22 protein-coding genes are annotated in these 19,300 nt (G+C 63.3%); 9 read left to right on the top strand and 13 right to left on the bottom strand.

What is annotated here, in order from left to right; genetic code table 11:
* Positions 1-23 precede the first annotated feature (23 nt).
* The gene (gene mazG, locus BMX04_RS00885) at positions 24-845 is read right to left on the bottom strand and encodes a nucleoside triphosphate pyrophosphohydrolase (protein WP_074784363.1); all 822 of its coding nucleotides are present in this window, start codon (positions 843-845) and stop codon (positions 24-26) included.
* A gap of 62 nt (positions 846-907) precedes the next feature.
* Between mazG and BMX04_RS00890 the strand changes: the two genes are divergently transcribed.
* Together BMX04_RS00890 and speB are read left to right on the top strand one after the other, a co-directional pair.
* On the top strand, positions 908-2,080 hold the full coding sequence (locus tag BMX04_RS00890; protein ID WP_074784366.1) for a M20 aminoacylase family protein: 1,173 nt from the start codon (positions 908-910) through the stop codon (positions 2,078-2,080).
* Between the two features lies 1 nt (position 2,081).
* Positions 2,082-3,044, top strand: a complete 963-nt coding sequence (gene speB / locus BMX04_RS00895) for an agmatinase (RefSeq protein WP_074784369.1) — start codon at positions 2,082-2,084, stop codon at positions 3,042-3,044.
* Between the two features lie 117 nt (positions 3,045-3,161).
* Here speB and grxD read toward each other — a convergent pair whose 3' ends face one another.
* The 5 genes from grxD to mnmA form a co-directional block, all read right to left on the bottom strand.
* Positions 3,162-3,524 carry a Grx4 family monothiol glutaredoxin gene (grxD, locus tag BMX04_RS00900; RefSeq protein ID WP_050661814.1) on the bottom strand — a complete coding sequence of 121 codons (363 nt, stop codon included), beginning with the start codon at positions 3,522-3,524 and terminating at the stop codon, positions 3,162-3,164.
* Positions 3,521-3,805 carry a hypothetical protein gene (locus BMX04_RS00905; protein WP_074784372.1) on the bottom strand — a complete coding sequence of 95 codons (285 nt, stop codon included), beginning with the start codon at positions 3,803-3,805 and terminating at the stop codon, positions 3,521-3,523. The genes grxD and BMX04_RS00905 overlap by 4 nt, the downstream gene beginning before the upstream one ends.
* 6 nt (positions 3,806-3,811) lie before the next feature.
* On the bottom strand, positions 3,812-4,048 hold the full coding sequence (locus BMX04_RS00910) for a BolA family protein (RefSeq protein ID WP_074784375.1): 237 nt from the start codon (positions 4,046-4,048) through the stop codon (positions 3,812-3,814).
* Positions 4,049-4,140: 92 nt separating this feature from the next.
* Positions 4,141-4,701, bottom strand: a complete 561-nt coding sequence (locus BMX04_RS00915) for a hypothetical protein (protein WP_074784378.1) — start codon at positions 4,699-4,701, stop codon at positions 4,141-4,143.
* Between the two features lie 83 nt (positions 4,702-4,784).
* Positions 4,785-5,930, bottom strand: a complete 1,146-nt coding sequence (gene mnmA, locus BMX04_RS00920; RefSeq protein ID WP_074784381.1) for a tRNA 2-thiouridine(34) synthase MnmA — start codon at positions 5,928-5,930, stop codon at positions 4,785-4,787.
* Between the two features lie 124 nt (positions 5,931-6,054).
* On the opposite strand from mnmA, the gene sciP reads away from it, so the two are divergent.
* The 5 genes from sciP to BMX04_RS19720 all read left to right on the top strand — a co-directional run bounded on the left by sciP (position 6,055) and on the right by BMX04_RS19720 (position 11,694).
* The gene (gene sciP, locus BMX04_RS00925; protein WP_074784384.1) at positions 6,055-6,333 is read left to right on the top strand and encodes a CtrA inhibitor SciP; all 279 of its coding nucleotides are present in this window, start codon (positions 6,055-6,057) and stop codon (positions 6,331-6,333) included.
* A gap of 95 nt (positions 6,334-6,428) precedes the next feature.
* Positions 6,429-7,145, top strand: coding sequence for a response regulator transcription factor CtrA (ctrA, locus tag BMX04_RS00930; protein ID WP_074784387.1), 717 nt, complete (start codon positions 6,429-6,431; stop codon positions 7,143-7,145).
* A 96-nt stretch (positions 7,146-7,241) separates the two neighbouring features.
* Complete coding sequence (gene ligA, locus BMX04_RS00935; RefSeq protein ID WP_074784690.1) at positions 7,242-9,377, top strand: NAD-dependent DNA ligase LigA; 2,136 nt, start codon at positions 7,242-7,244, stop codon at positions 9,375-9,377.
* Positions 9,374-11,464: an ATP-dependent DNA helicase RecG gene (gene recG / locus BMX04_RS00940; protein WP_074784390.1), complete on the top strand. Its 2,091-nt coding sequence runs from the start codon at positions 9,374-9,376 to the stop codon at positions 11,462-11,464. Before ligA ends, recG begins: the two co-directional genes overlap by 4 nt.
* 107 nt (positions 11,465-11,571) lie before the next feature.
* Entirely contained in the window at positions 11,572-11,694 is a 123-nt protein-coding gene (locus BMX04_RS19720) for a hypothetical protein (protein WP_268784689.1), read from the top strand.
* A gap of 297 nt (positions 11,695-11,991) precedes the next feature.
* On the opposite strand, the gene BMX04_RS00945 is transcribed toward BMX04_RS19720, so the two are convergent.
* A complete protein-coding gene (locus BMX04_RS00945; RefSeq protein ID WP_074784393.1) occupies positions 11,992-13,218 on the bottom strand; it encodes a methyl-accepting chemotaxis protein in 1,227 nt (408 codons plus the stop codon).
* A 106-nt stretch (positions 13,219-13,324) separates the two neighbouring features.
* On the bottom strand, positions 13,325-13,780 hold the full coding sequence (locus BMX04_RS00950) for an iron-sulfur cluster assembly scaffold protein (protein WP_074784396.1): 456 nt from the start codon (positions 13,778-13,780) through the stop codon (positions 13,325-13,327).
* A gap of 67 nt (positions 13,781-13,847) precedes the next feature.
* Here BMX04_RS00950 and hisI point away from each other — a divergent pair, with 67 nt between their 5' ends.
* Positions 13,848-14,216 carry a phosphoribosyl-AMP cyclohydrolase gene (gene hisI, locus BMX04_RS00955; protein WP_074784399.1) on the top strand — a complete coding sequence of 123 codons (369 nt, stop codon included), beginning with the start codon at positions 13,848-13,850 and terminating at the stop codon, positions 14,214-14,216.
* A 23-nt stretch (positions 14,217-14,239) separates the two neighbouring features.
* Here the strand turns inward: hisI and gluQRS are convergent, their stop codons facing one another.
* Genes gluQRS through BMX04_RS00970 form a run of 3 tightly spaced genes read right to left on the bottom strand, consistent with a single transcriptional unit; the run spans position 14,240 to position 17,272 of the window.
* Complete coding sequence (gene gluQRS, locus BMX04_RS00960; RefSeq protein WP_074784402.1) at positions 14,240-15,073, bottom strand: tRNA glutamyl-Q(34) synthetase GluQRS; 834 nt, start codon at positions 15,071-15,073, stop codon at positions 14,240-14,242.
* Between the two features lie 12 nt (positions 15,074-15,085).
* Positions 15,086-16,444: a methylenetetrahydrofolate--tRNA-(uracil(54)-C(5))-methyltransferase (FADH(2)-oxidizing) TrmFO gene (gene trmFO, locus BMX04_RS00965; RefSeq protein WP_074784405.1), complete on the bottom strand. Its 1,359-nt coding sequence runs from the start codon at positions 16,442-16,444 to the stop codon at positions 15,086-15,088.
* A gap of 42 nt (positions 16,445-16,486) precedes the next feature.
* Positions 16,487-17,272, bottom strand: a complete 786-nt coding sequence (locus BMX04_RS00970) for an enoyl-CoA hydratase (protein ID WP_074784408.1) — start codon at positions 17,270-17,272, stop codon at positions 16,487-16,489.
* Positions 17,273-17,330: 58 nt separating this feature from the next.
* Here BMX04_RS00970 and BMX04_RS00975 point away from each other — a divergent pair, with 58 nt between their 5' ends.
* Positions 17,331-17,750 carry a PaaI family thioesterase gene (locus tag BMX04_RS00975; protein WP_050661802.1) on the top strand — a complete coding sequence of 140 codons (420 nt, stop codon included), beginning with the start codon at positions 17,331-17,333 and terminating at the stop codon, positions 17,748-17,750.
* Positions 17,751-17,808: 58 nt separating this feature from the next.
* On the opposite strand, the gene speE is transcribed toward BMX04_RS00975, so the two are convergent.
* Positions 17,809-18,654: a polyamine aminopropyltransferase gene (speE, locus tag BMX04_RS00980; RefSeq protein ID WP_074784411.1), complete on the bottom strand. Its 846-nt coding sequence runs from the start codon at positions 18,652-18,654 to the stop codon at positions 17,809-17,811.
* Entirely contained in the window at positions 18,651-19,190 is a 540-nt protein-coding gene (gene speD, locus BMX04_RS00985) for an adenosylmethionine decarboxylase (RefSeq protein ID WP_074784414.1), read from the bottom strand. The genes speE and speD overlap by 4 nt, the downstream gene beginning before the upstream one ends.
* Positions 19,191-19,300 lie beyond the last annotated feature (110 nt).

Below are 19,300 nucleotides of genomic sequence, written 5' to 3' on the forward strand. Positions count from 1 at the left end.
CAAAAAGAAGACGTGGGCGGGGCTCAGGCCTCGCCGCGTTCTTCGGCTTTGGCGCGGTCCCAGAGCGCGTCCATTTCCGCGAGATCAGATTGGTCGGGCGTCTTGCCCGCCTCGGATAACAATGCCTCGATGCGCTCGAACCGACGGGTGAATTTGGCGTTGGCGCGGCGCAGGGCGGTTTCCGGGCAGAGCTTCATGTGCCGAGCGAGATTGGCCATGACGAACAGGAGATCGCCGAATTCTTCCTCGACCTTGTCTTGGGTCAGATGCTCCGCAGCCTCGTGAAGCTCTTCGACTTCTTCCTGTATCTTGTCGAGAACATGTGAGGTCTCGGGCCAGTCAAAGCCGACACGTGCGGCGCGTTTTTGCAATTTCACTGCGCGCAGGAGCGAGGGTAGACCTAGCGCCACACCGTCAAGTGTGCCGGATTTGGCGTCTGCCGCGCGCTCTGCGGCCTTGATCGCCTCCCAGTCGTGGGTCTGTTGTTCGGCGCTCTTGTCGCGGCTCTCGGCACCAAAGACATGTGGATGGCGCGCGACCATCTTGTCGGAAATCGCATTGGCCACGTCCTCGACATCGAACAGCCCGCAATCCTGGGCGATCTGTGAATGAAAGATCACCTGCAGCAGCAGATCGCCCAGTTCACCGCGCAATTCGGGCCAGTTTTCCTGCTCGATGGCATCGGCGACTTCGTAAGCCTCTTCAATGGTATAGGGGGCGATGCTCGCAAAATCTTGCTCGATATCCCAAGGGCATCCCGTATCCGGGTCGCGCAGTCGCGCCATGATGGTGATCAGCCGGAGCAAGCCGCCTTTAGGATCGTGAATGAGCGTGTCGTCAGGCATTGCGGCGGCCTCTGCTTTGGGGTTGAGTGGACCCTGACGCGAGATGGAAAGGATGTCCAGAGATGGCCGTGATCAACCGCATAGCGGGTTTTGCCGATGAGATGACCGCGTGGCGCAGGCATCTGCATGCCCATCCCGAGATTGGGTTCGACTGTCATGAGACGGCTGCCTTCGTGGTGGAGCGATTGCAGGAGTTCGGGATCGATCAGATCGAGACGGGTATAGCCGAGTGCGGCGTCGTGGCGGTGATCGAAGGGCAGGGAGATGGCCCCTGCATCGGTTTGCGTGCCGATATGGATGCGCTACCGATGGAGGAGGTCACCGGGCTGGACTATGCCAGCAAAACGCCTGGAAAGATGCATGCGTGCGGCCATGACGGGCATACGACGATGCTCTTGGCCGCGGCCAAGTATCTTGCGGAGACGCGGAATTTCGCGGGCAAGGTGGTGCTGATTTTTCAGCCGGCCGAAGAGGGCCCGGGCGGCGGGCGCGTGATGGTAGAGGAGGGCGTTCTGAGCCGTCATGCCGTGGATCAGGTCTATGCGTTGCACACCTTGCCGGGCGCGCCGGAAGGCACGTTCGAGACCACGCCGGGGCCGATCATGGCGGCGGTGGACAGCTTGCATGTGGACGTGATTGGGCAAGGCGGGCACGGTGCCTTTCCGCATGAGACGCGCGACCCCGTGATCGCCGCCGTAGCGATCGTGCAGGCCATCCAGACGATTGTCACAAGGAACCGTAACCCGTTGGACGATCTGGTTATTTCTGTGACGCAGATTCATACCGGCAGTGCGGACAACATCATCCCCGAGAGCGCCTATCTCAACGCGACAATCCGGACGTTCAGCCCCGAGGTGCAGGCGATGGTGCATCGGCGGTTGCGCGAGGTGGCCGAAGGCACGGCGGCAGCGCATGGCGTGCGGGCGGAGGTACGGATCGACGTGGGTTATCCGGCGACGCTGAATGATGGGGAAAAAACCAGCTTTGCTGCGGATGTGGCGCGTGAGGTTGTTGGGGCAGACGCGGTGATTGCGGATCGCACCCGCGAGATGGGTGCAGAGGATTTTTCCTATATGTTGCAAGAACTGCCGGGCTGTTACCTGTTCTTGGGTCAAGGCGACGGGCCGGGGTTGCATCATCCGGGGTTCAATTTCAACGATGCGGTGGCCCCAGTGGGTGCGTCGTTCTTCGCGCGTCTCGTCGAGCGGGCACAGCCGGTGAGCGGAGCGAATTAAGATGGCGCTAGAAGATGCAAAAACACAAGTGGATCAAGCCTTTGCGCGAGAAACCTCGCGTGGTTTGAGCTATGAGAACACCTTTGGCGGCGCGCTGTCCTTTGCTCGCAGGCGCTATACCAAGAATCTCGCGGGCGTCGATGTGGCGATCACCGGGGTGCCGTTCGATCAGTCGGTCACCAACAGGCCCGGCACGCGGTTGGGACCGCGCGCCATTCGCGAAGCGAGTGCGCTGCAGGTGTTCGATCCGCCTTATGGTTGGGACGGGTATGATCCGCTCACGAGCCTCAGCATAGTGGACTATGGTGATCTGGCGTTTGATTATGCAAAGGTCGCGGAGTTTCCCGAGGCGCTGACGGCGCATATCCGGGGGATTCTCGAGAGTGGGGCGGCGACCATAACCCTTGGTGGCGATCACTACATTTCTCTACCGATTCTAAAGGCTTACGCCGAGAAGTTCGGGCCCGTGGCGCTTGTGCAGTTCGATGCACATTCCGATACCTGGGTCGATGATGACATGAGCCGGATCGATCATGGCACGATGTTCTACAAGGCGGTGCAGCTGGGGCTGATCGACGTGGAACACTCGGTGCAGGTGGGTATCCGGACGGAGAATCCCGACACGTTGGGCATCACGACCATCGACGCGCGTGAGGTGCATCTGGAGGGGCCGGTTAAAACGGCAATTAAAATCAAAGAGATCGTCGGTGATGCTCCGGCGTATATGAGCTTTGATATCGATGCGCTGGACCCGGCCTTTGCCCCCGGCACGGGCACGCCGGTCTGGGGCGGGCTGACCTCGGCGCAGGCGGCGATCATGCTGCGCGATCTGGCCGGGATCAATATGTTGGGCGGCGACGTTGTGGAAGTGTCGCCGCCCTTTGATACAACCGGTGCCACGGCGATTGCCGGGGCGCATGTGGCGATGGAGATGCTCTGCCTTTGGGGCTGGACGCGGCGATGAGGTGGGCCGCCCGTCCTGTGTGATCGCCCGGATTGACAGGACGATCCCGCGGCCGGGAGATCCTCGGGTCAAGCCCGAGGATGACTGGTAGCTACCCCAGAAGGACGATGCATTTGCTCAGGCGTTGGCTTCGCGGATTTTCTCGGCGGCGGCCTTGTCGTAGGTGACGCCGTTCTGCTCGAAGAGCTGATCAAGTTCGCCAGAGAGGGTCATCTCGGTGATGATATCGCAGCCGCCGACGAATTCGCCCTTGACGTAAAGCTGGGGGATTGTCGGCCAATCGGAGTAATCCTTGATGCCCTGTCGGATGTCTTCATCGGCCAGCACGTTCACATCTGCGAATTCCACGCCCATGTAGTTGAGCACGCCGGCCACGCGGCTGGAAAAACCACATTGCGGCATGTCCTTGGTGCCCTTCATGTAAAGCACGACGTCGGAGGATTTCACTGTGTCTTCAATGCGGGATTTTGCGTCGGTCATGTGCGGTTATCCTGTTCGTTGGGGTCTGCGGGATCTGGTTGGGTGTCGGCGGTGTCTTCGTCATCTTCGTCGCCTTCGCCGGGGGTGTAGTCCTCGGGGTCGTAGCTTTCCTCATCCTCGGCGATGGCACCTACATGGGTGGTGTTGGTTTCAGGGTCATAGGTGAGCCCGTATTCGGCACGCCCCTCGCGTTTGAAGCGGCTGTATTCAGACCATGTGGCGTAGACGAACACCGCCACGAAGGGCAACAGCAGGGCAACGACAAGCAGGCGTGCATCCAAAACGGGTTACTCCGGGGCCTTTGTGGTCAGGGCGAGCGCATGGACCGCGCCGTTCGGCCCGTCCATCTTGCCCTTCAGCGCGGCATAGACTGCGCGTTGTTGCTGCACGCGGTTCATCCCGCGAAAGCTCTCGTCGATGACTTCGGCGGAGAAGTGAACGCCATCATCGCCCTCGACCCGAATTCGGGCATTGGGCAGGGCGTCGCGGATCAACGCTTCGAGGTCGGAGGCGAGCATGGCCATGGGCATCTCCTTGTCACGGTCTGCCCTTGATCTAGAGCGCGACAGGCCCGAGCGCAAGGGAGCGTAAGGACCGCAGAGGGTGGCCCTGGGGGTTAAATTTCTTCGCCTTTCTTCAGCAGATCGTCGATGAGCGCGCGCTGCAGCGCGCCGCTGTCGCCGCCGCCGTATTGCAGCGCGCCGCCGGAGTAGAGCGTGCCGTAGCTCTGAGCGAGGTTCACGACCTGCCCAAGGCCGGAAATCAGCTGATCCTTTTCGAGCGGTGTCAGCGGGTGAATGAAGGCCGACCACAGGATATCCTTGGCGAGGGCGTAGCGCGCATCGAGGGCGGTATCGAAATTGGCCTGCAGGATGCGCTGCATCTCCTCGCTCGAGACCTCGTCGCTCTTGACCACGGGGGTAATGGCGCGCATTCGGTCAGCGGTCTCGTCGGTGACGATGAGCACCTGCACCTCGTTGATGGTCAGCTGCCACATCGTCCCGTTGGATTGCAGATCGGGATCGAGAGCGCGCAGGATCGTATCGAGCCGGTCAAGGGTCATCGGCGGCTCTGGCGCCTCGGCCTCGGGGGTGTCTTGCGGGGTCGGGACCGGTTCCTGTGCCGCAAGATCGAGCGGCAGGAGAACCAGGCAGGCGAGAAGCAGGCGACGGAGCATGGCGGCGTCCTTTCATGGCATGGTCTGAGCCTGCCATAGCCGGGCGGGCCGCGCCACGGTGCTCCGCAAAACGTGAAGGCGCGTCAGTATCCGCGCCAGATCCAGCCGCCGCCCAGAACCCGGCTGCCCTCGGGTGCGTAGAACACGCAGGCCTGACCGGGCGAGACGCCTTCCTCGGCGGTGAGCAATTCGACCTCGGCCTCGGTCTCGGAGATCGGACGCAGCACCGCGTCGCGCGGCGGCCGGGTTGAGCGGACCTTGACCGACACTGCCCATTCGGCGCGCGAGGTGAGCGGCTCGTCGCCAAGCCAGTTGATCTCGCGCAGGGGAACGCGGCGGGTGGCCAGCATCTCTTTGGGGCCGACGATCACGCGGTGATTGTCGACATCCAGGCGAACCACGTAGAGTGGCTCTTCCAGCCCGCCGATGCCGAGGCCGCGGCGCTGGCCGATCGTGTAGTGGATGACACCCTCATGGCGTCCGAGGACACGCCCGTCGGCATGCACGATCTCGCCCGGCTCTGCCGCGCCGGGGCGCAGTTTCTCGATCACGCTGGCATAGTTGCCATCGGGGACAAAGCAGATGTCCTGACTGTCGGGCTTGTCGGCCACTTGCAGACCGTATTGCGCCGCGAGGTCACGGGTGGCCTGCTTCGATGGCAGGTGGCCCAGCGGAAAGCGCAGGTAGTCAAGCTGCTCCGGCGTGGTGGAGAACAGGAAATAGGACTGGTCGCGCGCGGCGTCGGTGGCGCTGTGGAGTTCGGGGCCCTGAGCGCCCATCTTGCGCTGGATGTAATGCCCCGTCGCCATGCAATCGGCGTCAAGATCACGGGCGGTTTCCAGAAGGTCCTTGAACTTCACCCGCTCGTTGCAGCGGATGCAGGGCACCGGGGTGGCCCCGGCAAGGTAGCTGTCGGCGAACTCGTCGATCACCGCGTCACGAAAGATGTTCTCGTAATCGAGCACATAATGCGGAAAGCCCAGATCCTCGGCCACGCGGCGGGCGTCGTGGATATCGACACCAGCGCAGCAGGCGCCCTTCTTGGCCAGTGCCGCGCCGTGGTCATAAAGCTGCAGCGTCACGCCCACCACGTCATAGCCCTCGGCGGCGAGGTGCGCGGCCACGACGGAACTGTCGACGCCGCCTGACATCGCCACGACAACGCGCGTCTCGGCCGGGCTTTTGGCAAAGCCCAGAGAGTTCAGGGGGGTGTCGCTGTCCAGTGCCATCGGGGTCTCCGTCCGGGTCTCGCAGAATATAGGTAAATCCTAATCACTCTCAAGCCCCGGTTTCATCGGTCGTTAAGGGAGATGGCGGCAGTTTTGCCGTCAGTGGAAAGAAGGGGTGAATGCGATGTATCTCAAGAAAGTCGGAGGGCCAAGGGCAGTGACGCTGCCGGATGGCACGGTGTTCAGTCGCGCTGACTTGCCGCCGCCAGACACGCAGCGATGGGTCGCGTCGCGCAAGCTCGCTGTGGTGCGAGGGGTCGCCTATGGGTTGATTTCGCAGTCTGAAGCGTTGCGCATCTACGGGTTGAGCGAAGAAGAATTCCTCGGTTGGTTGTCTGCGGTTGAAAGCCATGGAGAGGAGGCGCTCAAGGTAACGTTACTCAAGGGATATAGACAACTTTGAGGTGTGGGTTAAAAATGTTCTGGTGACGGTAACGCTAGGTTAACCATTTTTGCTCAATCTTGTGGGGGAGCCTGCGTGATGAATGGAGAAGCCTTATGCGTGTACTTCTGGTCGAGGACGACCCCACCACCTCGAAAAGCATCGAGATGATGCTGACCCATGCCGACCTCAACGTCTACACGACGGACCTGGGGGAGGAGGGGATCGATCTGGCGAAGCTTTATGACTACGATTTGATTCTGCTCGATCTGGGGTTGCCGGACATGAACGGGCATGAGGTGCTGCGCCAGCTGCGCCTGTCGCGGATCGAGACACCGATCCTGATCCTGTCGGGGGCCGATGACGCCGAGAGCAAGATCAGGGGTTTCGGGTTTGGGGCAGATGATTATCTGACCAAGCCGTTTCACCGCGAGGAACTGGTGGCGCGCATCCACGCGATCATTCGCCGATCCAAGGGTCACTCGCAATCGGTGATCCGCACCGGCAAGATCAACGTTAATCTCGATGCCAAGACCGTGGATGTTGCGGCGCAAGCGGTGCACCTGACCGGCAATGAATACCAGATGCTGGAACTTCTGAGTCTACGCAAGGGCACCACGCTGACCAAGGAGATGTTTCTCAACCACCTTTACGGCGGCATGGACGAGCCGGAATTGAAGATCATCGACGTGTTCATCTGCAAGCTGCGAAAGAAGCTGACCGAGGCGACCGGCGGCGAAAATTACATCGAGACGGTCTGGGGGCGGGGCTATATGCTGCGTGATCCGGAACCGGACGAGATGGCGGGCACGCCGCTGGCCATCGGCGCCTGAGCGGCGCCTGATCTCTGGACCTCCGATCCCGCTGGCCCTATCACTCTGACAGGGCGGGGCATGCGGCCCCGCAACCGTCAGCGCGATGAGGGGCCGATGACCAAGACGACAGAGGGCGCGGATCTTGGCGTCAGTGATCTGACCGAGGCGCAGGCGCGCGCCGAACTGGCGCGGCTGGCGCGGGTCCTGGAGCAGGCCAACATCGCCTATCACACGCATGACGCGCCCGAGATCAATGATGCGGAGTATGACGCGCTCAAGGCGCGCAATGCCGCCATTGAGGCGCGGTTCCCCGGCCTCAAGCGCGCCGACAGCCCCTCGGATCAGGTGGGCGCGGCTCCGGCGGATGGTTTTGTCAAGGTCCGGCACAGCATCCGTATGCTCAGCCTCGGCAATGCGTTCGAGGACGCCGATATCACCGAGTTCGACACCCGTATCCGGCGCTATCTGGGGTTGGCCGAGGATGCGCCCCTTGGCTATACTTCGGAGCCCAAGATTGACGGGCTGAGCCTGAGCCTGCGCTATGAAAACGGCCAACTGGTGCAGGCCGCGACGCGCGGCGATGGCGAGGTGGGCGAGAACGTCACCGCCAATGCCCGCACCATCGCGGATATTCCCGATCGGCTGGAGGGCGCCCCCGAGGTGCTTGAGGTGCGCGGCGAGGTCTATATGAGCCATGCCGACTTTGAATCGCTGAACACGCGCCAGGCCGAGCGGGGGGCCAAGACATTTGCCAATCCGCGTAATGCCGCCGCCGGGTCGCTGCGGCAGCTCGATTCCAGCATCACCGCTGCGCGCCCGCTGCGGTTCTTCGCCTATGGTTGGGGCGAGGTGTCGGCACCGCTCTCCGACACGCAGATGGGCGCGATTGATCGGCTGGCAGGTCTGGGGTTTTCCACCAATCCGCTGACCACGCTCTGCGACGGCCCCGCCGCGCTGCTCGCCCATTATGCCGAGATTGAGCAGGCGCGCGCCACGCTTGGCTATGACATCGACGGGGTGGTCTATAAGGTCGATGATCTGGCGCTTCAGGCGCGGCTCGGGTTTCGGTCGACCACGCCGCGCTGGGCGATTGCGCATAAATTCCCCGCCGAACTTGCCTGGACACGGCTGGAGGCGATCGACATTCAGGTCGGGCGCACCGGTGCGCTGTCGCCCGTAGCGCGGCTTGCCCCGGTGACGGTTGGGGGCGTGGTGGTCAGCAACGCCACGCTGCACAACGAGGATTACATCGCCGGGCGTGACAGCAAAGGCGAGGTCATTCGGGACGGCAAGGATATTCGCGTGGGCGACTGGGTACAGGTTTACCGCGCGGGCGACGTGATCCCGAAAGTGGCAGATGTAGACCTGTCGAAACGGCCCGGGGATGCCGAGCCTTATGTCTTCCCCACCACCTGCCCCGAATGCGGATCGGATGCGGTGCGCGAGGAGGGCGACGCGGTCCGTCGCTGCATGGGCGGTCTTGTCTGCCCCGCGCAGGCGGTGGAAAAGCTCAAGCATTTCGTCAGCCGCGCGGCCTTCGACATCGAGGGGCTGGGCGCGAAACAGGTCGAGCAATTCTACCGTGATGGCTGGATCGCGGAGCCTGCGGCTATCTTCACGCTGAAAGAGCGCTATGGAAGCGGCATGCAGCAGTTGAAAAACCGCGAGGGCTGGGGTGAGAAGAGCGCGAATAACCTCTTTGACGCAATTGAAGAGAAACGGAAAATTCCCTTCGGGCGGCTGCTCTTTGCGCTTGGTATCCGACATGTGGGTGAGCAGGCCAGCAACCTCATCGCGCGCAACTACGGCCGGTGGGAAGAGTTCACGGCGGCGATGGATGGCGCGGCAGGTTTTGACGGGCCCGAATGGGAGCGTCTGCTGGGCATCGACGGTGTGGGGGAGGTGCTGGCGCGCAGCCTTGTCGGGGCCTTCGCCGAGCCCAACGAGCGCGAGAGCATCGACCGCCTGGTGGCGCATCTGGAGGTGGAGGCCGCCGCCGCCCCCGACACATCCGGCAGCCTGGTCGCCGGCAAGACGGTGGTGTTCACCGGCAGCCTCGAGAAGATGACACGCGCCGAAGCCAAGGCGCGGGCCGAGGCATTGGGGGCCAAGGTCTCGGGCAGCGTCAGCGCGCGCACCGATCTTCTGGTGGCGGGGCCGGGGGCGGGATCGAAAGCCAAGAAGGCCACTGAGTTGGGCATCGAGACGATGGACGAGGACGAGTGGCTCGCCCTCATCGGGGACGCATGAGCGGGCGGCCCGAGGTTCTGTTTCCGCTGTTCGCGGGACTTGATACGCTGGAAGGGGTTGGCCCGAAGACCGCGCAGACACTTGCTGCGTTGGAGATCACCCGGCCACGTGATCTGATCTTTACCCTGCCGCATTCCGGCGTCGACCGGTCCCGTCGCGCCACCGTGCAGGGGGCGGAGGTACCCGGCGTCGTGACGGTCGAGGTGACGGTGGGCCAGCACCGGGCCAACACGCGCAAGGGCGGGCCTTACCGCGTCGTGGTCGAGGATGCCGCCACCAGCTTTCAGCTGGTGTTTTTCCACGCGCGTGGCGATTACCTGCAACGGTTGCTGCCCACCGGCGCGCGGCGCGTGGTGTCGGGCAAGGTGGAGCTGTTCGACGGTGTGGCGCAGATGGTGCACCCGGATCACGTATTGCCGCTCGATGAGGCGGGCGAGATTCCCGATTTCGAGCCGGTCTATCCGCTGACCGCCGGGGTGACACAGCGGGTGATGGCCAAGGCGGCGCAGTCGGCGCTGACCCGTGTGCCGGACCTCGGGGAATGGATCGACCCGGTGCAGAAGGCACAGGCGGGCTGGCCCGATTGGGCGGCGGCGGTGCGCGCCGCGCATGCGCCGGAGCGGGTGCAGGATCTGTCGCCTGCACACCCGGCGCGCGAACGTCTGGCCTATGACGAGTTGATGGCGCATCAACTGACGCTGGCGCTGGCACGGGCCAAGCTGCGCCGGGCCAAGGGGCGCGCGACACTCGGCACGGGCGCGTTGCAGGCCAGGGTTCTGGAGGCGTTGCCCTATGCGCTAACGGGCGCGCAGACCCGTGCGATTGCCGAGATCGCGGGCGATATGGCGTGTGACATGCGAATGAATCGATTGCTTCAGGGCGATGTCGGCGCGGGCAAGACGCTGGTGGCATTCAAGGCGCTGCTGATCGCGGTTGAGGCGGGCGGGCAGGGGGTGATGATGGCCCCCACAGAGATCCTCGCGCGGCAGCATTTGCAAGGTTTGCGGCCGCTGGCCGAGAGCGCGGGCGTGGTGCTGGAGATCCTCACGGGCCGCGACAAGGGGGCAGAGCGGCGCGCCAAGCTGGCGGCGCTGCAGCGGGGCGATATCCAGATTTTGGTGGGCACCCATGCGGTCTTTCAAAAAGACGTGGAATTTGCCGATCTGCGGCTGGCCATCGTCGATGAGCAACACCGCTTTGGCGTGCGGCAGCGGCTGGAACTGGGCAAGAAGGGCGCGCAGGCGGATGTGCTGGTGATGACGGCGACGCCGATCCCGCGCAGCCTCGCCCTCGCGCAATATGGCGACATGGATGTCAGCGTGCTGGATGAAAAGCCGCCCGGGCGCAAGCCGATCAAGACCGCGCTGGTCAATATGGGGCGGATCGACGAAGTGGTCGATCACCTGCGCCGCGCCATTGCCGATGGGCGGCAGGCCTATTGGGTCTGCCCGCTGGTGGACGAGAGCGAGGTGGTGGACCTCAGCAGCGCCGAGGAGCGCTTTCGCCGATTGCGCGCGGGGTTTGACGAGGGGGTGGTCGGGCTGGTGCATGGCCAGATGCCGCCGGAGGACAAGGACGCCGCGATGGCCGCCTTTCAGCGCGGTGAGACCAGCGTGCTGGTCTCGACCACGGTGATCGAGGTTGGGGTTGATGTGCCAAATGCCTCGATCATGGTGATCGAGCGCGCCGAGAGTTTCGGTCTTGCGCAGCTGCATCAGTTGCGGGGTCGCGTTGGACGGGGCGAGGCGGCCTCGACCTGCCTCTTGATGTATCAGGCCCCCCTGAGCGAGAGCGGTGCAAAGCGGCTGGAGACGATGCGCGACACCGAGGACGGGTTTCGCATTGCCGAGGTCGATCTGGAGATGCGCGGGGCGGGCGACCTGATCGGCACGGCACAATCGGGCCTGCCGAAATTTCGCGTGGCAGATCTCGAGGCGCAGGCGGCCTTGATGGCGGTGGCGCAATCGGATGCGCGCAAGCTCTTGCATGACGACCCGGACCTGGAGGGCGCACGCGGGCAGGCGGCGCGTGTTCTCTTGTGGTTGATGGAGCAGGATCAGGCGATCCGTTTGATTTCAGTCGGTTAGACGAAAGGTTCCAGATAGTTCACAAATGTTCTTATAAAGTTCTTTACATGGCCCTCAAAAAATGAGAACAAATAAGCAACATAATGGAGTTCAGAAGGAGCCGCCCCATGTTGCACCAGATCAAGACCGCCGCGATCCGCGCGCAGGATACGATTGTCGGCGATGCCATCGGCGCCGCCGCACTGATGGTGACGCTGGTTGGCGCGCTCTACCTGCCCGGGATGTTCTGACGGAGTTTTCAGGTTTCTGCCTGGCGGGTCCACCTCTGGCCCTTCGCGTGCCTCCCCACTGTCCCAAATTGGGGGAGGTGTTGCGCATTGCCTGTCCCAACCGGTTTTCGGGGTTTGCCTCATTCCCCCGAATGTCGCCAGAGGATGAGGACCCGCCACACCTTATCGCCGCCACCCCTGCCGGGTGAGCGGCGATTTTTTTATCTGGGAGCGACGAGGGTGGCATGGCCTGTTGTGGTGTGTGCGATATCGCCGCTTCGGCGGTCCCCGGCCGTGTTTCAAGGCGCAAGCCGCGTGTTACTCCGCGCTGTCCGCCGGGCGAATACGCTGCACCAGCACGCTGCCGGTCTCGACAATGCCTTCCATGCGTTCCTCCAAACGGATCATCTCGGCCATGGCACGCTTGAGTTTTTCGCTTTCGTCGCCCAACTCACCCAGGTCGGCGAACACCCTCTCGCTGGTTTCGATCTGCGCCTCGGCATTGGTCACGACGGCGCGCAGGTCTTCGACGACGCTGCCGATATCCGTTTCAGCAGGCCCCTTGCGGCTGGTGTCAAGATCAGAAACGGCTCGGCGGGCCGCGTCGAACCAGGCCTGCGACAGGCGCGGTTCGGCCTTCGCGCTCAGCATGGCCGAGCGTTCCAGCCGCCTTATGCGCCCGGTCAGGCTGTCGATCCGGTCGCGCAGATCGCTCTGGATCTTGACGATATCGGCATTGACCGCGACGACGCGCGCCAGCACCTCATCGAGTTCTTCCATCAACCGACAGACCCGGTCGAGAAAGAGGTTGAGGTCGCGCGCCAGCACGCCGAATTCGTCTGCGGTGCGGATTTCGGCGCGGTGGGTGAGCCCGCCATAGGCGCGCGCGAGGTTGCTGACCACGGCGCGCAGACCCAGAAGCGGCTCCAGCCGGGCGCGCAGGATCAGGAACAGCAGGAAGGAGTGTAGCACGATCTTGCCAAGCGACAGCAGGCCGGTCAGGCGCATGTCCTCGGCCCATTGGGTGAAATCGGTGCTCAGATCGCGGCGCACCATGACCTCGCCCAACACGTCGCCGACATCGGCTTCTGAATGACAGGCAAGGCAAAACTGCTCCGCAGTGATGGCCACATGACCGAGATTGTGGGTGGCGTCGGGCCAGTCACCTTGCGGGATGCCCTCGGGGGTAAAGTCGAACCCCTCCTCGATCGAGCGGATGGTGACGGGGGCGGGAGTAATGGCGATGCGGTACCCCAGATTGTCCCAGTTGCGCCTCAGGATAGGATAGACGGTGCGTGCGGCCACCGGCCCGCCCTCGTTGCGCATGATCGAGCGGACATTGTCGGCGATGCCCTCGGCCACCTCCTGCGTGCGCTCCGGTCCCGAGACGCGGAACTTGTAATAGACGAGCGCCGCCTTGAGGGTGAATTCCAGCACGGTGACCGCGACGAGGATCACGAAGAAATCGCGGATCATGTGGATGAGAAAGGACTGATCGAAACGTCCGATCAGGGGGCTGTTCTGGTCGAGTTTCTGGCGTGCCATGAGCGCTGTCCCTGCGGTTCATGCACGCAAGGTAGGGCGTTTTGTCGCGATGGATAGGGGGCAGGGGCTCACGGTAGTCGCTTTGGCGCGACGGGGCTGTCAGATGTCAGGCGCAGGAGGTCTGGGCCTGAACCTCTTCCATGGCCTCGACCGCCGCTTCGAGCGTGAGCAGGATCGACGCGTGACGGTTCTTGTAGTCGCGCGCCGGGCGCAGCACCTCGAGCCCGTCGAAGGGCGTGGGCGGCGTCGGGCCGTCGGATTTGAGCATCTCTTTCAGCGCGTCGCGCGCCGCCGTGACCTTCTCGACGTCGCAGCCGATGATATTCGCACCCACGACGCTGGCCGACGCCTGACCGAGCGCGCAGGCCTTGACCTCGGCGGCATAGTCGGAAATTCGACCCTCTTCGCATACGATGTCGACCGTGACGGTCGAGCCGCAAAGCGGCGCGCGGCGCTTGACGCTGGCCTGCGGCGCGTCGAGCCGCCCATGATGCGGAATGTCGGCGGCGAGTTCGAGGATGCGCGCAGAGTAGAGCTTGATCAGGTCGGTTTCGCCGGACATGGCTTTCCCTTTCGTATCGTTCCACATAAATAGGCCCGCAAGCGCCAGATGCAAAAGGAAATCCGTCATGGAATTCGACCCGAACCGACTAAAGTATGATGCCAACGGGCTGATCCCGGCGATCGCGCAGGAGGCGGAGACCGGCGAGGTGCTGATGATGGCTTGGATGAACGCCGAGGCCGTCTCGCGCACGCTTGAGACCGGTCGCGTGACCTATTGGAGCCGCTCGCGGCAGGCGTTCTGGATCAAGGGCGAAACCTCGGGCCATGTGCAGGATCTGGTCGAGATGCGGGTCGATTGCGACAGCGATTGCCTGCTGCTGCTGATCCGCCAGACCGGGCCTGCCTGTCATACGAATAGGCGATCATGTTTCTATCGGGCGGTGCGCGAGGGTGCGGAGATCGAGATCATGGCACCGATGGCGGCGTCGGAGTGAGTATTTCTGGAAAGATGAAGTTGCTATAGTCCGACCAATTTGCGGATGTCCTGCGGGCTGGCCCCCTCGGCGCGGTACGTGGCGATGGCGCGGGCGTCGTCGCGTTTGGCAAGGCGCTTGCCGTGGTCGTCACGGATCAGCCGGTGATGGTGATAGGCCGGGGTTGGCAGGCCGAGCAGGCGTTGCAGCAGGACGTGGATCTGCGTGGCGTCTTGCAGGTCCTGGCCGCGGATCACATGGGTGATCTGCTGATCGGCATCGTCGAGCACGACCGAGAGGTGATAGGAGGCCCCCAATTCGCGGCGGGCAAGGACCACGTCGCCGACCGTGGCGGGCAGGTTTTGCGGAGCGATGGTTTCACCCTTTTCCCGGTATTCCAGAGGCTTGTCGAGCATTTCACAAGCGCGAACCATGTCGAGGCGCAGGGCGGCTTCCCGGGGCATTGGGCCCTTGGGCGGCGACGCGGGACGGCAGGTACCGGGGTAGATCACCCCGTCGGGGCCATGCAGCGGCGCGCCCTCCTGCGGTGCGGAGGCGGCGGCGCGAATGTCACTGCGGCTGCATGAACATGGGTAGAGAAGGCCCTGAGTCCAAAGGATCTCAAGCGTTTCCCGGTAACGCGGCAGGCGGGTGGCTTGATGCAGGACAGGCACCGGCCAGGACAGGCCGAGCCAAGTCAGATCGCGATAGATCTGCGCCTCCCACTCGGGGCGACTTCGGCTTTGGTCGAGGTCGTCGATGCGCAGAAGGAAGGAGCCGTTTGCGGCCCGTGCCATGTCATGCGCCAGAATCGCCGAGAAAGCATGACCCAGATGAAGCGGGCCGGTCGGCGAAGGGGCGAAGCGCGTTATCAACATGGTTATATAGTGTTAAGAGGCGCAGCTCATGTTTTGCGTAGCGAGCCAGTCGGTCCATGCCGCCTTGGCGCGGTCGGTATAGGCCTTGTAGCGATGCACGCGTCCGCGCCGTCCGCCCTTGAGCCCCTCTACCGGGCGGAAGAGGCCGAAATTGACGTTCATCGGCTGAAACGTCTTGGCCTCGGCCCCGCCGGAGATGTGATGAATGAGCGCGCCCATGGCGCTGTCTTGCGGGACGGGTGGCAGCGGTTGGCCCATGATTTCGGCGGCGGCAAGTCGGCCTGCGAGCAGGCCCATGGCTGCCGATTCGACATAGCCTTCGACACCGGTGATCTGCCCGGCAAAGCGGATATGCGGGCGCGAGCGCAGGCGCATCTGATCGTCAAGCAGCGTGGGCGAGTTGAGGAACGTGTTGCGATGGATGCCTCCAAGGCGGGCAAAGCTGGCGTTCTCCAGGCCGGGAATCATCTTGAAAACAGATGATTGTGCCCCGTATTTCATCTTGGTTTGAAAGCCCACGATGTTGTAGAGTGTGCCAAGCGCGTTGTCGCGGCGCAGCTGCACCACCGCATGCGCCTTGACGTCGGGTTGGTGCGGGTTGGTGAGGCCCACCGGCTTCATCGGGCCGTGGCGCAGGGTCTCGCGGCCACGCTCGGCCATCACCTCGATGGGCAGGCATCCGTCGAAGTAATTGGCGGTTTCGCCTTCGTGAAACTCGGTCTTGTCGGCGGCGAGCAGCGCGTCGATGAAGGCCTCGTATTGGTCGCGGTCCATCGGGCAGTTGAGATAGGCGGTGCGTTCCGCCTCGGTCTCGCCCTTGTCGTAGCGCGATTGCATCCACGCCTTCGACATGTCGATGCTGTCGTAATAGACAATGGGGGCGATGGCGTCGAAAAAGGCGAGCGCGTCGCGGCCGGTCTCTTGCGCGATGGCCTGGCCAAGCCCCTCGGAGGTCAGCGGGCCGGTTGCGATGATCCAGTGGCCATCCGTGGGAAGGTCTTTGATTTCATCATGTTGCACGGCGATCTTGGGGTGATCCATGAGGCGCTGCGTGACCGATTGCGCGAACGGGTCGCGATCGACGGCGAGCGCGCCCCCGGCGGGCAGGCGGTGGCGGTCGGCCATCGCCATGATCAGGCCGTTCGCGGCGCGCATTTCCCAATGCAGCAGGCCCACGGCATTCTGCTCGTCGTCATCCGAGCGGAACGAGTTGGAACAGACCATTTCGCCCAGATCGCCGGTACGATGCGCAAATGTTTTCACCTTGGGGCGCATTTCGTGGATCACCACGTCAATCCCGAGATTGGCGGCCTGCCACGCGGCCTCGGACCCAGCCATGCCGCCGCCGATGATATGCAAAGTCTTTGTCATGGGCTGCGATCTAGGCGATTGCGCGGGGTTTGGAAAGGGGTGTCACTGCTGCCAGTCCGGCGGGCGCTTGGCGAGAAAGGCGTTGATGCCCTCGTCGGTGTCACGGTCAAGCATGTTCTCGACCATCACCGCGCCGGTATGAGCGTAGGCGGCGTCGATCCCGAGTTCCAGCTGCTCGTAGAAGGCGCGTTTACCGATGCGCACGGCGGAGCCGAGCTTGGCCGCGACGGTTTCGGCGAGGGCCATGGTCTCGGCCTCCAGATCCTCCATCGGCACGGCGCGGTTGATCAGGCCCAGCTCCTCCGCGCGGTCGGTCTCGATGAATTGCCCGGTGGTCAGCATCTCGAAGGCCTGCTTGCGGGGGATATTGCGGCTGAGCGCCACCATGGGGGTGGAGCAGAAGAGGCCTATATTGACGCCGTTGACGCCAAAGCGGGTGCCGTGGGCGGCGACGGCCATGTCACAGGAGGCGACAAGCTGGCACCCGGCGGCGGTGGCGATGCCGTGCGGGGCGGCGATCACCGGCTGCGGCAGGTCGCGGATCGCGGTCATCACCTCTGTGCAGCGCGAAAAGAGATCGGCGAAATAGGCACGGCCATTATCCTCGGATTGCCGCGCGGCCTGCATTTCCTTGAGGTCATGGCCTGCGCAGAATGCCTTGCCGGTGCCCGACAGCGTGACCACCCGAATGTCGCGATCTTCGCTAAGGCGCACGAATTCGGATTTGAGCGCGGCCAGCATCGCGTCTGACAGCGCGTTGAGATTGCCGGGCGAGTTCAGTGTGAGGCGCGCGATCGCGCCGTCGTCTGTGCGGTCGAGAATTGCCATCTTGTAACCCCTTTTACGTTATGGCCATTCTGGCACGGAAGAGGGCAGGGAGGGAAGCATGAGCCTTAAGATGAGTGCCGATGAATTGATGGAGTTTCTCGAACGGGAATTTCCGCAGGTCATGGGCGAGTTCGCCATCGAGGAGTTGGGCGAGATGCGCATCCGCACGCGGCTTTTGGTGGGCGAGCGGCATTTGCGGCCCGGCGGCACGGTGTCGGGCCCGTCGATATTCTCGTTGGCGGATGTGTCGGTCTATCTGGCCGTGCTGGCGATGATCGGGCCGCAGGGGCTGGCGGTGACCACCAATTGCAGCATTGATTTCATGCGCAAACCGGCGGCGCGGACCGACCTGATCGCGGAATGCCGGCTCTTGAAGCTGGGGCGCGTGCTGGCCGTGGGCGAGGTGCTGGTGTTTTCCGAGGGCATGAAACAGCCGGTGGCGCGGGCGAGCCTGACCTATTCGATCCCGCCTGCCTGAGCGCCGGGGGGCTGTCTGCCCCCCAGACCCCCCGAGAGTATTTGCGGCAAGATGAAACTCAGGGTAGGAGTTTGGCGACGTAGCCGGGCAGGGCGAAGGCCGCCTGATGGACCTGCGGCGTGTAGTATCCCGGCGTGATGCCGGTGGCATCGAATCGGCCTTGCAAAACCTCGAGCGGCGTGTTGCGCGCCGGGCCGTCGGTACCCCAGCCAAAGGCCATCGGGCCGCCCGCATAGGTGGGAATGGTGGCCAAATAGCAGGTGGCATCGACAAAGAGCGCGGTGAAGGCGCGCATGGTATTGTGCAGCTCCTGGCCTTGCAGGAAGGGCACGCCGTTTTGCGTGACCAGGATGCCGTCCTCGGTCAGGGCGCGCTTGGCATGGCCGTAGAACGTGTCGGAAAAGAGCACCTCGCCGGGGCCGATGGGATCGGTCGAATCGACGATTATGACGTCATAGCCGCCTTCCGTGTGGCGGATGAACTCGGCCCCGTCGGCGATGACCAGATCAAGGCGCGAGTCGTCAAAGGCGCCCGCGCTGAGCATTGGCAGATACTCTTTCGAGAAATCCACCACGCCGGCGTCGATTTCGACCATGGTTACATGCTCGACCGTCTCGTGGCGCAGCACTTCGCGGGCCATGCCGCCATCGCCGCCGCCGATGATCAGCACCCGTTTTGCAGCCCCATGCGCAAGGATCGGCACATGGGTCAGCATCTCGTGATAGATGAAATTGTCGCCCTCGGTGGTCTGTACCACATCATCAAGCGTCAGCACCCGGCCGAACGTGCCGTTCTGGAATACCTTCAGCCGCTGATGATCGGTCTTGCTGTCATAGAGCATCTCGTCCACGCGCAGCGATTGCGCGTAGTCGGGATGCAGGCTCTCGCGGATCCAGTCGCTCATGCCGCGATCCCGGCCTCGGTCACGACATCCTCGCCGCGCAGAAGCTCCTTGACGCGGACATCGGCGGTGCCAAAGGCGGATTTCAGCACGTCCACGGCCAGCCATGGACGGGCATCGCCGCACATGAACACATCGAACGCGCCATAGCCGATCTCGGGCCACGTGTGCACCGAGATATGGCTTTCGGCCAGAACAGCCACACCGGACACGCCTTGGGGCGAGAACTTGTGCGTGTGGATGTGCAGGAGCGTGGCACCACAGGTCTCCACACAATCGCGGAATGCCTGCTGAATGCGGGCTTCGTCATCAAGCCCGTGGCCGTTGACCACCTCGATGATCAGATGGGTGCCCGCGAACACAGCGCCATCGCGCCGGATGAAGTGATCGTCGCGATCCTCATCCAGAACGTCTCTGGCCAGCATGTCACAGGGCAAAACGGTATCGGTATTCGCGGCGGTGAAGCCGCGTGCGGTGTCTTCCTCTTGGGCGCCTGTCTCCAGACCGATCCCCAGTTGGAAGAGGTTGGCGTCTTTCATGGCGCTCCCCTTCGTTCCAGTAGATTGAATCCAGTCGGTCCCTTAGCGCCCCCCCAGAAAGACATCCGAAGTTGGGATCGGTCCCGATCAAGTGAGTCGGCAAGTAGGGG

The organism is Roseovarius tolerans, assembly GCF_900109855.1.
In the GTDB taxonomy this organism is placed as follows: Bacteria; Pseudomonadota; Alphaproteobacteria; order Rhodobacterales; family Rhodobacteraceae; genus Roseovarius; species Roseovarius tolerans.

What these genes read in the sequence shown, in the direction of transcription:
- BMX04_RS00975 (WP_050661802.1), top strand. Translation starts at nt 17,331, where the DNA reads ATGAGCCTTAAGATGAGTGCCGATGAATTGATGGAGTTTCTCGAACGG.
- speB (WP_074784369.1), top strand. Translation starts at nt 2,082, where the DNA reads ATGGCGCTAGAAGATGCAAAAACACAAGTGGATCAAGCCTTTGCGCGA.
- BMX04_RS00950 (WP_074784396.1), bottom strand. Translation starts at nt 13,780, where the DNA reads ATGTCCGGCGAAACCGACCTGATCAAGCTCTACTCTGCGCGCATCCTC.
- mazG (WP_074784363.1), bottom strand. Translation starts at nt 845, where the DNA reads ATGCCTGACGACACGCTCATTCACGATCCTAAAGGCGGCTTGCTCCGG.
- trmFO (WP_074784405.1), bottom strand. Translation starts at nt 16,444, where the DNA reads ATGACAAAGACTTTGCATATCATCGGCGGCGGCATGGCTGGGTCCGAG.
- gluQRS (WP_074784402.1), bottom strand. Translation starts at nt 15,073, where the DNA reads ATGTTGATAACGCGCTTCGCCCCTTCGCCGACCGGCCCGCTTCATCTG.
- grxD (WP_050661814.1), bottom strand. Translation starts at nt 3,524, where the DNA reads ATGACCGACGCAAAATCCCGCATTGAAGACACAGTGAAATCCTCCGAC.
- BMX04_RS00890 (WP_074784366.1), top strand. Translation starts at nt 908, where the DNA reads ATGGCCGTGATCAACCGCATAGCGGGTTTTGCCGATGAGATGACCGCG.
- BMX04_RS00910 (WP_074784375.1), bottom strand. Translation starts at nt 4,048, where the DNA reads ATGGCCATGCTCGCCTCCGACCTCGAAGCGTTGATCCGCGACGCCCTG.
- sciP (WP_074784384.1), top strand. Translation starts at nt 6,055, where the DNA reads ATGTATCTCAAGAAAGTCGGAGGGCCAAGGGCAGTGACGCTGCCGGAT.
- mnmA (WP_074784381.1), bottom strand. Translation starts at nt 5,930, where the DNA reads ATGGCACTGGACAGCGACACCCCCCTGAACTCTCTGGGCTTTGCCAAA.
- ligA (WP_074784690.1), top strand. Translation starts at nt 7,242, where the DNA reads ATGACCAAGACGACAGAGGGCGCGGATCTTGGCGTCAGTGATCTGACC.
- BMX04_RS00915 (WP_074784378.1), bottom strand. Translation starts at nt 4,701, where the DNA reads ATGCTCCGTCGCCTGCTTCTCGCCTGCCTGGTTCTCCTGCCGCTCGAT.
- BMX04_RS19720 (WP_268784689.1), top strand. Translation starts at nt 11,572, where the DNA reads ATGTTGCACCAGATCAAGACCGCCGCGATCCGCGCGCAGGATACGATT.
- recG (WP_074784390.1), top strand. Translation starts at nt 9,374, where the DNA reads ATGAGCGGGCGGCCCGAGGTTCTGTTTCCGCTGTTCGCGGGACTTGAT.
- hisI (WP_074784399.1), top strand. Translation starts at nt 13,848, where the DNA reads ATGGAATTCGACCCGAACCGACTAAAGTATGATGCCAACGGGCTGATC.
- speD (WP_074784414.1), bottom strand. Translation starts at nt 19,190, where the DNA reads ATGAAAGACGCCAACCTCTTCCAACTGGGGATCGGTCTGGAGACAGGC.
- ctrA (WP_074784387.1), top strand. Translation starts at nt 6,429, where the DNA reads ATGCGTGTACTTCTGGTCGAGGACGACCCCACCACCTCGAAAAGCATC.
- BMX04_RS00970 (WP_074784408.1), bottom strand. Translation starts at nt 17,272, where the DNA reads ATGGCAATTCTCGACCGCACAGACGACGGCGCGATCGCGCGCCTCACA.
- speE (WP_074784411.1), bottom strand. Translation starts at nt 18,654, where the DNA reads ATGAGCGACTGGATCCGCGAGAGCCTGCATCCCGACTACGCGCAATCG.
- BMX04_RS00945 (WP_074784393.1), bottom strand. Translation starts at nt 13,218, where the DNA reads ATGGCACGCCAGAAACTCGACCAGAACAGCCCCCTGATCGGACGTTTC.